The sequence below is a fragment of the Ruegeria sp. C11 genome, assembly GCF_056537725.1.
Map to the genome: position 1 here is coordinate 227702 of NZ_JBQFSB010000007.1, position 11606 is coordinate 239307.

The 11606-nt window shown below is 57.6% G+C and carries 13 protein-coding genes and 1 pseudogene; 9 read left to right on the forward strand and 5 right to left on the reverse strand.

All coding sequences use genetic code 11. The annotated features are described in order from the left end of the window. The first annotated feature begins 83 nt into the window (after positions 1-83). Positions 84-848 carry a sulfite exporter TauE/SafE family protein gene (locus ACR0NA_RS14745; RefSeq protein ID WP_480730015.1) on the forward strand — a complete coding sequence of 255 codons (765 nt, stop codon included), beginning with the start codon at positions 84-86 and terminating at the stop codon, positions 846-848. Positions 849-852: 4 nt separating this feature from the next. Here ACR0NA_RS14745 and ACR0NA_RS14750 read toward each other — a convergent pair whose 3' ends face one another. From ACR0NA_RS14750 to ACR0NA_RS14760, 3 genes are all read right to left on the reverse strand, one after another. Next, positions 853-1395, reverse strand: a complete 543-nt coding sequence (locus ACR0NA_RS14750) for a hypothetical protein (protein ID WP_480730017.1) — start codon at positions 1393-1395, stop codon at positions 853-855. A 33-nt stretch (positions 1396-1428) separates the two neighbouring features. Beyond that, positions 1429-1719: a hypothetical protein gene (locus tag ACR0NA_RS14755; RefSeq protein ID WP_170653980.1), complete on the reverse strand. Its 291-nt coding sequence runs from the start codon at positions 1717-1719 to the stop codon at positions 1429-1431. A gap of 363 nt (positions 1720-2082) precedes the next feature. Continuing rightward, positions 2083-3681 carry a phosphoenolpyruvate carboxykinase gene (locus ACR0NA_RS14760; protein ID WP_480730019.1) on the reverse strand — a complete coding sequence of 533 codons (1599 nt, stop codon included), beginning with the start codon at positions 3679-3681 and terminating at the stop codon, positions 2083-2085. A gap of 342 nt (positions 3682-4023) precedes the next feature. On the opposite strand from ACR0NA_RS14760, the gene ACR0NA_RS14765 reads away from it, so the two are divergent. The 7 genes from ACR0NA_RS14765 to ACR0NA_RS14795 are packed head-to-tail and all read left to right on the forward strand — an operon-like array spanning position 4024 to position 9439. Continuing rightward, complete coding sequence (locus ACR0NA_RS14765) at positions 4024-4728, forward strand: response regulator transcription factor (protein ID WP_170653976.1); 705 nt, start codon at positions 4024-4026, stop codon at positions 4726-4728. Between the two features lie 33 nt (positions 4729-4761). Next, positions 4762-6483 carry an ATP-binding protein gene (locus ACR0NA_RS14770; protein WP_480730022.1) on the forward strand — a complete coding sequence of 574 codons (1722 nt, stop codon included), beginning with the start codon at positions 4762-4764 and terminating at the stop codon, positions 6481-6483. 3 nt (positions 6484-6486) lie between these two features. After that, positions 6487-6957: an HPr kinase/phosphorylase gene (locus tag ACR0NA_RS14775; protein WP_480730024.1), complete on the forward strand. Its 471-nt coding sequence runs from the start codon at positions 6487-6489 to the stop codon at positions 6955-6957. Next, positions 6942-7835 carry an RNase adapter RapZ gene (gene rapZ / locus ACR0NA_RS14780; RefSeq protein ID WP_480730026.1) on the forward strand — a complete coding sequence of 298 codons (894 nt, stop codon included), beginning with the start codon at positions 6942-6944 and terminating at the stop codon, positions 7833-7835. The genes ACR0NA_RS14775 and rapZ overlap by 16 nt, the downstream gene beginning before the upstream one ends. After that, positions 7832-8224: a PTS sugar transporter subunit IIA gene (locus tag ACR0NA_RS14785; protein WP_480730029.1), complete on the forward strand. Its 393-nt coding sequence runs from the start codon at positions 7832-7834 to the stop codon at positions 8222-8224. The genes rapZ and ACR0NA_RS14785 overlap by 4 nt, the downstream gene beginning before the upstream one ends. Positions 8225-8240: 16 nt before the next feature. Beyond that, entirely contained in the window at positions 8241-8510 is a 270-nt protein-coding gene (locus tag ACR0NA_RS14790; RefSeq protein WP_170653966.1) for an HPr family phosphocarrier protein, read from the forward strand. Positions 8511-8551: 41 nt separating this feature from the next. Then, a complete protein-coding gene (locus ACR0NA_RS14795; RefSeq protein ID WP_170653964.1) occupies positions 8552-9439 on the forward strand; it encodes a lysophospholipid acyltransferase family protein in 888 nt (295 codons plus the stop codon). Positions 9440-9518: 79 nt separating this feature from the next. Here ACR0NA_RS14795 and ACR0NA_RS14800 read toward each other — a convergent pair whose 3' ends face one another. Beyond that, positions 9519-10394, reverse strand: a complete 876-nt coding sequence (locus ACR0NA_RS14800; protein WP_170653962.1) for a 3-hydroxybutyryl-CoA dehydrogenase — start codon at positions 10392-10394, stop codon at positions 9519-9521. Positions 10395-10559: 165 nt separating this feature from the next. Here ACR0NA_RS14800 and ACR0NA_RS14805 point away from each other — a divergent pair, with 165 nt between their 5' ends. Next, positions 10560-11387 (forward strand): DUF6473 family protein, encoded by an 828-nt coding sequence (locus ACR0NA_RS14805; RefSeq protein WP_480730033.1) that lies wholly within the window; start codon positions 10560-10562, stop codon positions 11385-11387. Between the two features lie 61 nt (positions 11388-11448). Here the strand turns inward: ACR0NA_RS14805 and ACR0NA_RS14810 are convergent. Further along, a pseudogene (locus ACR0NA_RS14810) lies at positions 11449-11606 on the reverse strand (electron transfer flavoprotein subunit alpha/FixB family protein); the annotation flags it as partial.

Here is an 11606-nt window from a genome sequence, read left to right on the forward strand (position 1 = left end):
ATACGCAACACCATTAAGAAACGTTCGAAAATTACCCGGCAATTTTTGCAGTGCAGAGAAGTTTCCGAATGATATGTAGGGGCATGTCTCTGTTTTCGCTGTTTACGCCCCAGGATCTGGTCATCGCATGTGCTGTTGCGGTTCTGGCCGGGATGATCAAGGGAATGGTGGGATTCGCCATGCCTATGATTATGGTTTCAGGTCTGAGCATGATGTTCCCGCCCGATGTCGCGTTGGCGGGATTGATCCTGCCGACGCTGGCGACCAATGGCGTGCAGGCCCTGCGCGAGGGGACGGAGGCCGCGTTCCGCTCGATCCGCGTGTTTCGGGTGTTTCTGAGTGTCGGGCTGATCTTTCTTTTGATCAGCGCGCAATTGGTCAGCCTCGTTCCTGCCTCGACCTTCCTGATGATGATCGGTGCCCCGGTTGTGTTCTTTGCCCTGCTTCAGTTGCTGGGCTTCAGACTAAACTTGCAGGAAAGATCGCCCCGGATCGAAGCGGTGGCAGGGTCCATCGCGGGCTTTATCGGGGGCATGTCCGGGGTGTGGGGGCCGCCCACGGTTGCTTATCTGACCGCGCTGAATACACCAAAAAACGATCAGGTTCGCATTCAGGGTGTGATCTATGGTCTGGGTGCGGCTGCACTGACTGCCGCCCATATGGGATCGGGGATTCTCAGGGCCGAAACGGTCCCGTTTTCCCTTCTGCTGATCACACCTGCGCTGGTTGGTCTATGGCTGGGGATGCAATTGCAGGACAGAATCGATCAGGCCACGTTTCGCAAGGCGACCCTGTTCGTTCTGCTGCTTGCAGGGCTTAACCTTGTCCGGCGCGCGCTGACAGGGTGAAAAGTCATCCACGCGTTTCAAAATAACGAAAGGCGAAAAGCAAACCCAGCATCAGGAAAAACAGGCCGGAAATGTCCCCGATCAGGAAGGCGATATATTCAACCGTGGCGCTGCCGAAGGCCATGTTTGTCAGGCTGGACATCAGAAACGAAGTAACGACCCCAACGCCCATGATGCACGCCCAACAGGGTTTGCGGTCAGGTTTGGGAAACAGGTCCCATCCGATCCATTTCAGTGCGTAGAATACCGCAGGAGCAGTCGTGACGGCGATCAGGATCGCCATAATGCGGCTTGGCAGGAAAACATCCGTTCCGCCGATATACGCAAATACCAGCACCACCCCCGGCAGCAGGGCAAAAATGGCACGCCATCCCAGCAACCAGGCTGCCAATATCCGAACACCATGCGGCAGAAACAGCAGGCTCGCGCGGCTGGGATATTCGGGAAAGAACATGTTCTGAAGTGGCGACAAAACCTCGAAGGTCAGTATCGACGCCACGACATAGGCCAGCGAGGCAAAGAATGTTTCGGAAACCCAAGCGCGCACGTGATTCAGCCGCTGCCGCTTGGGGTGCGACCGCTATTTGGGGGCATGAACGACGTAACGTCCCCTGTTTGCAGTCCCGCTTTGCGAAAGGTAACCCTTTTGAACCAAGGATTTCAGCGCGCGAAAGAAGGTCGGGCGCGAAACGCTCTGCAGCAGAGTGTGTTCGATCAGACCAAAGGTGCGGACCTCTTGTTCGGATTTGGACAATTCACCTGCGGCATAATAGATGTCGCGTTCAACCGGCGACAACTCCTCCAACCCCAGCGTGCGTTCCATGCTTTGCATCAGTTTGCGCAATTCGGCGAGTTTCGAAATTTCTGTCATAGCTTTACCACTTTGCCGTCATGTCAATACAGGCACGAATAACTTGTCCGAGCCGTCCTGAACCGGGGCATTGCCCCCAGGTCTCGTATTGACACTCATCCCCTTTATAATACTGTAGCTTTCGTATTAGGCAGCTTTGATCGCGAATGTGAGTGAGTGCGCATAAGCTGCCCAAAGTTTCTTTCAATTCACGCCCGGCGCCAACGCGTCGGGCGATTTTGGTAGTAGTTAGTCGAAATACCGCATGATTTGTGACCGGGCAACGGATTTGTATATTCGTTCACCCAAATACAACCATATATAGATTGATCTTACCGCTGTGCGACAGACGGTTGTGAAAGAGGCGCGAGCGCCTCTTTCCCGTTAACCGATGGCGACGGCTTTTACGTCTTCGTCGATGAAGGGCAGATACTGTTCGAAATTCTCGGCAAACATCTGCACCAGCTTTTCCGCCTGCTTGTCGAACGCGGCCTGATCATCCCAGGTCCGGCGCGGGTCCAGCAGAACCTCGGCCACGCCCGGGGCCGAGACCGGAACGTCAAACCCGAAATTGGAGTCCTTGCGATATTCAGCCTCGGTCAGCGATCCGTCCAGAGCGGCCGTCAGCAGCGCCCGGGTTGCCTTGATCGGCATCCGGCTACCAACACCATAGGCGCCGCCGGTCCAGCCGGTGTTGACCAGCCAGCAGGTCGCGCCGTGCTGGGCGATCTTTTCACGCAGCAGGTTGCCGTAAACTTCGGGGCGGCGCGGCATGAACGGTGCGCCGAAACAGGTCGAGAATGTCGGCTGCGGCTCGGTAACGCCACGCTCGGTTCCGGCAACCTTCGAGGTAAAGCCCGACAGAAAGTGGTACATGGCCTGCGCCGGTGTGAGCCGTGCGATCGGAGGCAAAACACCGAAGGCGTCGCAGGTCAGCATGATGATGTTCTTCGGATGTCCACCCAAAGCGCTGCCGGATGCGTTCGAGATATACTCCAGCGGATAGGCGCAGCGCATGTTGGCGGTCAGCGAATCATCGTTGAAATCCAGCTCTTTGGTTTCCGGGTCGAACACCATGTTCTCGATCACCGTGCCGAACTTGGAAGTCGTGGCATAGATTTCGGGCTCGGCTTCGGCGTTCAGGTTGATCGTCTTGGCATAGCAGCCGCCTTCAAAGTTAAAGGTGCCGCGATCCGACCAGCCATGTTCGTCATCACCGATCAGCACCCGCGCCGGGTCAGCCGAAAGGGTGGTCTTGCCTGTGCCGGACAGGCCAAAGAACACCGCCGTGTCGACCGGGTTGCCGACCGCGTGGTTGGCCGAGCAGTGCATCGGCATCACGCCTTTTTCGGGCAGCATATAGTTGAGCAGAGTGAATACGGATTTCTTGTTCTCGCCCGCATATTCGGTGCCGCCGATCAGGATCAGCTTGCGGTCAAAGTTCAGCGCAATCACTGTCTCGCTCTGGCAGCCGTGCTTTTCGGGGTTTGCCTGAAAGCTGGGGCAGTTGATGACCGTGAAGTCGGCAGTGAACTCGTCCAGATCTTCGCGATCCGGACGGCGCAGCAGGTGACGGATGAACAGGTTGTGCCAAGCCAGCTCGGTTACCATGCGAACATTGATCGAGTAGGAGGGGTCGGCGCCACCGACGAGATCCTGCACGAAATAGTCGCGGCCCTTCATATGCTCCAGCATATCGGCATAAAGCGCGTCGAAGCCTTCCGGGCTCATTGCGGCGTTGTTTTCCCACCAGATGGTGTCTGACACGCTGTCGGTTTTTACAACGTGTTTGTCTTTGGGCGAGCGGCCAGTGAATTTGCCGGTGGTGACCAGAAAGGCCCCGCCATTGCCAAGCGTGCCTTCGTTCCGCTTGAGTGCCTCTTCGATCAGCGCCGGTTCCATGAAGTTGTAATAGACATTGCCCAGACCCTCGATGCCCTGATCTTCGAGGCGGAATTGCGGGTTAACCCGTCCAGATGTCATGCGTATTCTCTCCTATGGCGGCGCTGCGGCGATTGGAGCCATCTGCGCTCATTGGGCAAATTACCGGATCGTTCCGGCGGATGCGCGCGTCTTATCATGGTCGTTCGGGGCATGAACAGGACGGTTTGGCGCAGTTAGCGCAACCAAGCTAAGGTTTAGCGCCATCATGAAAATTCTGTAGCAGTCCGGGCGGTGAAAGGCGGTCAACTAAGGTATTTTTGCCGCAACACTGTGGCGATAAGTGCACAATTTGCGAATTCGCATTGATTCGCCGCCTCAAAAACGCCATGAATGCGGTGCAAATAGGCGAAATATCGCGTATAGAGAGCAGGGGCATTTCCCATGTCTAAGATTGCACTGGTGGATGACGACAGAAACATCCTGACGTCCGTATCCATGACGCTCGAGGCCGAAGGGTTCGAGGTCGAAACCTATAATGACGGTCAGGCGGCGCTGGATGCGTTCAACAAAAAGCTGCCGGACATGGCCGTTCTGGATATCAAGATGCCAAGGATGGATGGCATGGATCTGCTGCAGCGTTTGCGGCAGAAAACCCAGATGCCGGTTATCTTTCTGACTTCCAAGGATGATGAGATCGACGAAGTTCTGGGCTTGCGGATGGGGGCAGACGACTATGTCAAAAAGCCGTTCTCCCAACGTCTGCTTGTTGAACGAATTCGCGCATTGCTGCGCCGTCAGGAAGTCACTTCCGGCGATGCTCCGGTCGCAAATACCGGTGACGCCAAGGTGATGGAGCGCGGACATCTGCGCATGGACCCTCTGCGGCACGCGGTCAGCTGGAAGGGCAACGATGTGTCCCTGACAGTCACCGAGTTCCTGCTGTTGCAGGCGCTGGCGCAGCGTCCGGGTTTTGTCAAAAGCCGCGATCAGCTGATGGACGTGGCCTATGATGATCAGGTCTATGTGGATGACCGTACCATCGACAGCCACATCAAGCGTCTGCGCAAAAAGATGCGTACGGCTGATGCCGAGTTCTCGGCAATTGAGACCCTTTATGGGATCGGCTACAGGTACAACGAAGATTAAGCGCGGCAGCCGGAAATGAGTTAAGGGGTTTTCGTGCGGGATACCGGAGAAGTTAGCGGACCACGCGACGGGGACGTCGTTCTTGGGGATGACTGGGTCATCCCGCAAGACCCGGCATCATCCGAATTGCGCTCGAAGCGATCGGGGCGCAACCTGTTTGCGCTCAGGGGCTCGCCACTTGCGCGCAAGATCATCACGTTCAACCTTATCGCGCTCGTCATTCTAGTTGCCGGTCTGCTTTATCTGGATGATTCGCGGAAAGAACAGGTGCAGCAACGCGCGCGCAGCGTTGTGGGCGATGCGCAACTGGTCAGCAATGTATTCGAAACCCAGCTTCGCGACGGTCCGGCAGACAGCCTAGCCAGCGGAAGCGGCATCGACGTCAAGGAAACACTGGCCGGCCTCAGCCTGCGGGACGGGGTCGAAGTGTTCGTTTACGACCAGGCCGGCACACTTGTCGGCTGGACGCGCGGGAAGGCTCCGGACTCAAATCTGCCGGCGCTCATGCGGACCGACAGTGCGACGGCTGCAGGTAACACGCTGATCAGCGATGCGCTTACCGCGGTGTGGAACGGCGTCTCGTCGGTTTTCAGCGGTTCCGCGCACAGTGTTTCACCGCCTTTGGCGGACCGGATTCAGGCGCTGATCCCCGACGCGATCGCGGGGCATGTGCAGGTGAATGCGGTGTCCGATTCCGTTGGCGACACAGTTATCGTGTCAGCCACACCGATAATGCGTGACGGAATTGCGATCGGTGCAATCGCCATGTCCGGTCCTGCGGGCGAAATCGACGCGCTCAGCCGACAGGAACAGGAACGCGTTCTGCAGATGTTCGTGATCGCGCTTTTGGTTTCCGTGGGGCTGAGCCTTGTTCTGGCTTCAACAATCGCCAACCCGCTGGCGGATCTGGCCGCTGCTGCGGAAATGGGCAAGGATCGGGGGACACGGCAAGTTAATCCCGGGCGCATCCGCATTCCGGACCTCACGGCCCGCCCGGACGAGATCGGGCGCCTCAGTCGCGCGCTTCGGGGTATGGTCTCGGCGCTGTACAACCGTATCGAGGCCAATGAACAATTTGCGGCGGATGTGGCGCACGAGATCAAGAACCCTCTTGCCAGCCTGCAATCTGCGGTTGGCACTCTGCGGTTCATAAAACGAGAGGATCAGCGGGACAAATTGCTTGATGTCATCGAGCAGGACGTGCGCCGCCTTGACCGCTTGGTCAGCGATATCTCTAACGCCTCGCGTCTGGATGCCGAACTGGTGAAGGAAGATCAGCAACCTTTCGATCTGCTGAAGCTTTTGGAGAACCTTGGTCAATACCTTGGCGAAGACGCCAGGTCCAAGGGAATCGACTATATTTCCGACCTGCCGTCCGATCCGATCGTGATCGAAGGGCTTGAGGCGCGGCTGGCGCAGGTGTTTGTAAATCTGATCACCAATGCGATCTCGTTTTGTCAGGATGGCGACGCAATCCGCGTCTGGGCCCGGCGCCGCGACAACCGGGTGCTGGTCGTTGTCGAAGATACCGGCCCGGGCATTCCGGACGAAGCTCTGGCCAAGGTGTTCAAGCGATTCTATTCGCAACGGCCAGTCGAACATTTCGGTAAGAATTCCGGTCTCGGCCTTGCGATATCCAAACAAATCGTCGAGGCGCATGGTGGCGTGATCTGGGCCGAGAACATCCGCCCGACCGAGGCCGATATCACATCCGAGCCTCTGGGCGCGCGATTCGTCGTGGGGCTTCCTGTCTGACCCATGAGTGTGCGGGTTCTGTCAGCCGTGACCAATCAGGACGCCGCGACAGTCCACGCAAGTTGCGTCACTCTTCATGACCGGGGATTGCTGATTACCGGAAGATCAGGCTCGGGAAAATCCGCACTTGCGCTTCAGATGATGGGGATGGGCGCGGCCCTCGTATCCGACGACCGGGTCAACCTGTGGATGGATGGCGAAACGGTTGCAGCTCAGGCGCCCGAACCGATACGGGGCCTGATCGAAGCCCGCGGTATCGGCCTTTTGCAGGCCGACCCTGTTGGGCCTGTCACCCTTACCTGGGTGCTTGATCTGGACACCGAGGAAACTGCCCGTTTGCCGGAACCGGAAAACGTGCAGGTTCTCAAACAGTCCCTTCCCTTGCTTCGCGCTGTAAAATCCCCACATTTTGCCGCATCTTTGGTTCAATTGATGAAAACGGGGCGTGTCGGACCGGAATGGCCCAGAACTTGAATTCACAAAGACGTATCGTACTGGTGACAGGTCCGTCAGGGGCGGGTCGCTCGACGGCGATTCATGTGCTCGAAGACCTCGGGTTCGAAGCCATCGATAACCTGCCGATGGAATTGCTTGAGCGTCTTCTGGAAGGCCCGGAACCAATGCGCCCCATGGCGCTTGGGATCGACGCCCGCAACCGTGATTTTTCGACAATCGGGTTTCTCGAACTTGTATCGAAACTCGGCCGGATGGAGCAGTTGGACCTGACAACGCTCTATCTGGATTGCAGTGACGAGGTGTTGCTGCGTCGGTTCTCCGAAACGCGCCGCCGTCACCCGATGGCCTCGGATGCCAGTCCCGAAACGGGGATTCAGCAGGAAAAGGAACTGCTGCAACCCATTCGGGAAATTGCCGACACGCTGATCGATTCGAGCACGCTGAATATCCATCAACTGCGCGAAGAGGTTGAGCATTGGTTTGCCCCGGAAGGGGGGCGCCATCTAGCGGTATCGATCGAGTCCTTTTCCTACAAGCGTGGGCTGCCACGTGGACTGGATATGGTCTTTGACTGCCGGTTTCTGGCCAACCCCTACTGGAAACCCGAATTGCGCGCCGCTGATGGTCGAAATCCGGATGTGGCGAACTATGTAGGTGCAGATGCGAATTACGCGCCCTTCTTCGAACGGATCGTGGATCTGCTGCGCATACTGTTGCCTGCCTACCGCGCCGAGGGCAAGGCGCACCTGTCGGTGGCCTTCGGATGCACCGGCGGGCAACACAGGTCGGTGACCGTGGCCGAAGCGGTTGCAAAGGCACTTGCAGAGCAGGGGCAGCAGGTGGCAATTAGGCATCGCGAAATGGAACGTCGCTCTTTGAATGTGAGGCCGGATTGATCGGGATCGTAATCGTAGCGCATGGGGGTCTGGCTCGGGAATACCTGGCCGCCATGCAGCATGTCGTGGGGCAGCAGCCGGGGCTTGTCGCAGTTCCGATTGAAGCCGACCATGACCGCGAGGCCAAGCAAATTGAAATCTGTGCCGCTGCCGACGGGGTGGATACCGGGGATGGCGTTGTCGTGGTAACCGACCTGTTCGGCGGCAGCCCATCGAACCTTAGCCTGCGTGCCTGCGCGCCGCAGGATCGCCGGATTCTATATGGGGCCAATCTTCCGATGCTGATCAAACTGGCCAAAAGCCGCCACCTGCCGGTTGCGGATGCCGTCCGCCACGCGATGGAGGCTGGACGGAAGTACATTAATACGCAAAATGTTACGTTAGATTGAACCGGAATTTTTGAATATGATCAATCGCAGTTTGAAAATCGTCAATGAAAAGGGCTTGCACGCCCGCGCGTCGGCCAAGCTGGTCGAAGTTGTGGAAGGTTTTGACGCCACGGCAGAGGTGTCCAAGGACGGACTTTATGCGTCTGGTGACAGCATTATGGGGCTTTTGATGTTGGCAGCGTCGCGCGGAACCACTATTGACGTCGAAACGTCCGGCCCGGATGCTGAGGCATTGGCGGACGCTCTTGAGACTCTTGTGAACGACAAGTTCGGCGAAGGGTTCTGATTTCGCAGCCGCTGCGATGGGAAGAACGGGAAGACCAGGAATTGGCGGAAACCGCTCACGATACCAAGACCGGACCGATGGCGGATGGGGCCAAAGATCAGGGCGAAATCTACGACCGTAGAACCCTGACCTATGCCAATTCGTTTGATGATGCCTGGACCTCGACCGCCATCCGAGCCATCGAATGGTGTACGGGAAAACTGACCATCCTGCGCATGGTCAACAAGTTCGAAAAACAGAACGAGCTTTACCGCGGTCAGAAATTCTGGGGCGGCGCGCTCAAGGTCATGGGCATAGACCTGACCACGCCTGAAGAACAGTTCGCCCGCATACCGAAAGAAGGGCCGGTGATCGTGGTGGCAAACCATCCGCACGGCATGGTTGACGGGATGATCTTTGCCGAACTCATTGGCCGCGTGCGCAGCGATTATCGCATTCTGACCCGCTCGGTCCTGACCGGCCTTGACGAGGCGGCGACCTCGTTCATGATCCCGGTGCCGTTTCCTCACGATCCCGAAGCGCAGTCCAAAATGCTCGAGATGCGCGGCAAGGCGATGAAACATCTGGCCGAAGGCGGGGTTGTCGCCCTGTTCCCCTCCGGCGTGGTCATGTCATCCGACAACTGGTTCGGCCCTGCGATCGAGCGGGAATGGAACGTCTTCACCGCCAAAATGATCCGTCGTTCAGGTGCGAAGGTTGTACCGATATTTTTCCCCGGCTCAAATTCGCGCTGGTATCAGATCGCCAACCGGATCTCCCCGATCCTGCGTCAGGGTCTGCTGCTGCACGAAATCGTCCGATCCTGCAACAAACCGCAATCGCCGGTGATCGGAGAACCTGTATCCGACGAAGACATGAAGCTGCTGGAACGCGATCCGCGCGGCTTCATGGCGTGGCTGCGCAAACATACCTTGTCGCTGCGCGACTGACCCGCCGCTTCTTCTTGCCGGAAATATCCCGGGGGTGAGCCTGGATTTTTATCCGGGCTAGGGGGTTGGCCTCCTCCGGTTACCGCGTAGGAACCGGAACGTCCCCACGGTAATCATAGAATCCCCGTTCGGTCTTGCGGCCAAGCCACCCGGCCTCGACATATTTCGTCAACAAGGGGCAGGGGCGATATTTGGTGTCGGCCAACCCTTCATGCAGAACGTTCATGATGGCAAGACAGGTATCCAGCCCGATGAAATCGGCCAGCTCCAGCGGGCCCATCGGGTGATTGGCACCCAATTTCATTGACTGGTCGATGGACTGCACGTTCCCGACCCCCTCATAGAGGGTATAGACCGCCTCGTTGATCATCGGCATCAGGATGCGATTCACGATAAAGGCCGGAAAATCTTCGGCGCTTGCCGCGGTTTTGCCCAACCGGTCGACGACGGCCTTACAGGCCTTGAACGTCGCCTCATCGGTGGCAATTCCGCGAATCAGCTCAACCAGCTGCATCACCGGCACCGGGTTCATGAAATGAAACCCCATGAACCGCTCGGGTCGGTCCGTTCGGCTGGCCAGCCGGGTTATCGAAATGGAGGACGTGTTCGATGTCAGAATCGTATGGGGTTGCAGATGCGGCTGCAGGTCCTCGAAAATCGCCTGCTTGATCGCTTCGCGCTCCGTTGCCGCTTCGATGACCAGATCGGTCTGCCCCAGCTCGGGCAAGGCAAGCGTGGTTGAAATCCGCTTCAGCGCCGCATGCAGCTGATCGTCCGAGATTTTCCCCCGACCGGCCTGACGCGCCAGATTGGCCTCGATCGTCACCATCGCGCTGTCCAGCGCGTCCTGGCTTACGTCGGTCAGCATTACGTCATATTCCGCCAATGCCAGAACATGAGCGATCCCATTGCCCATCTGACCCGCGCCAATCACTCCGACCGATTTTATGTCCATTCCGAAGATGCCTTTTTCCACAGGGTGCCGCGACCTTACCGGCAGTGCGGGGCAGGCGGCAAGAGGCAGAGGAGCAGACGATTTGCTTCAAATGCGCACATTAGCGGAATCGCAATACTTGCGGCTTCAAGGTGGCAACCGGGTGAACAAAATTGGGTGAGTGAGATGAGCTATCTTAATCCGGGCCTTCCTGCGGCCACTGAAACCAGTTGTATGTATGCGGGCTCAAAGCTTCAGTTTCGCGGTCCTCAACGGGCGCTTGAGGGATCATATATCGGCTGTTTCGGCGGGGTCGAAACCTTTGGCCGGTTTGTCGACCGGCCATATTCATCCCTGCTGGAACAGCGGCTGGATCGAAAGTGCATAAACTTCGGGAGCCTCTCTTGCGGGCTTGAGGCGCTGTCACAGGACCGGATCGTGCCCGACCTTATGAATGGATCAAGTATCTGCGTGCTGCAGGTCCCCGGCGCGACCGGTGCCTCGAACCGATTCTATCGCGTTCATCCCCGCCGCAACGACCGTTTTCTGCAACCCACACAGGATCTGATTGCGCTTTACCCCGAGGTGGACTTCACCGATTTCCACTTCGTGCGTCACCTGCTGAGTCACCTGCTGAAATACGCGGATGCACGATTCGAGGTCATTGCGCAGGAGTTGCGGCAGATATGGATCACACGCATGCGCAGTCTATTGGAGCGGATCAATCGCCCGGTTATCCTGCTCTGGCTACGCTACGAGGGAGAGCTGGCCATGGCGCAGGGCGGCATATTGGGTTGCGAGCCGGCGCTGGTAGGTGCCGATATGATCGCCAAGGTGCAGGACCGTTGCGCCGGGGTTATCGAAATGCCAGTGCGGGTATCCGGTGAGTCCGAGGAATTGGAGGATATGTTGTTTGGAACGCTGCAGCAGCCGCTTGCCGAACACATGCTGGGTCCTGCGATGCATCAGCGAATTGCCGAAGGCCTCTATCGCGCCGTGCTGGAGGTTGTATAAGAAAAGGCCCGCCAGTTGGCGGGCCTTGCAAGATTTTTCGTCGAAAAATCTCTGTTCCAACTTAACCGAGTTTTTCGGTGAGTTCCGGGACAGCTGCGAACAGGTCGGCGACCAGTCCGAAGTCTGCAACCTGAAAGATCGGCGCTTCTTCGTCCTTGTTGATCGCCACGATGACCTTGGAGTCCTTCATGCCTGCCAGGTGCTGGATCGCGCCCGAGA

Excerpts from the sequence above, each read along its gene's own strand:
- ACR0NA_RS14805 (WP_480730033.1), top strand. The coding sequence starts at position 10,560 with ATGAGCTATCTTAATCCGGGCCTTCCTGCGGCCACTGAAACCAGTTGT.
- ACR0NA_RS14765 (WP_170653976.1), top strand. The coding sequence starts at position 4,024 with ATGTCTAAGATTGCACTGGTGGATGACGACAGAAACATCCTGACGTCC.
- ACR0NA_RS14755 (WP_170653980.1), bottom strand. The coding sequence starts at position 1,719 with ATGACAGAAATTTCGAAACTCGCCGAATTGCGCAAACTGATGCAAAGC.
- rapZ (WP_480730026.1), top strand. The coding sequence starts at position 6,942 with ATGGCCCAGAACTTGAATTCACAAAGACGTATCGTACTGGTGACAGGT.
- ACR0NA_RS14760 (WP_480730019.1), bottom strand. The coding sequence starts at position 3,681 with ATGACATCTGGACGGGTTAACCCGCAATTCCGCCTCGAAGATCAGGGC.
- ACR0NA_RS14775 (WP_480730024.1), top strand. The coding sequence starts at position 6,487 with ATGAGTGTGCGGGTTCTGTCAGCCGTGACCAATCAGGACGCCGCGACA.
- ACR0NA_RS14800 (WP_170653962.1), bottom strand. The coding sequence starts at position 10,394 with ATGGACATAAAATCGGTCGGAGTGATTGGCGCGGGTCAGATGGGCAAT.
- ACR0NA_RS14745 (WP_480730015.1), top strand. The coding sequence starts at position 84 with ATGTCTCTGTTTTCGCTGTTTACGCCCCAGGATCTGGTCATCGCATGT.
- ACR0NA_RS14790 (WP_170653966.1), top strand. The coding sequence starts at position 8,241 with ATGATCAATCGCAGTTTGAAAATCGTCAATGAAAAGGGCTTGCACGCC.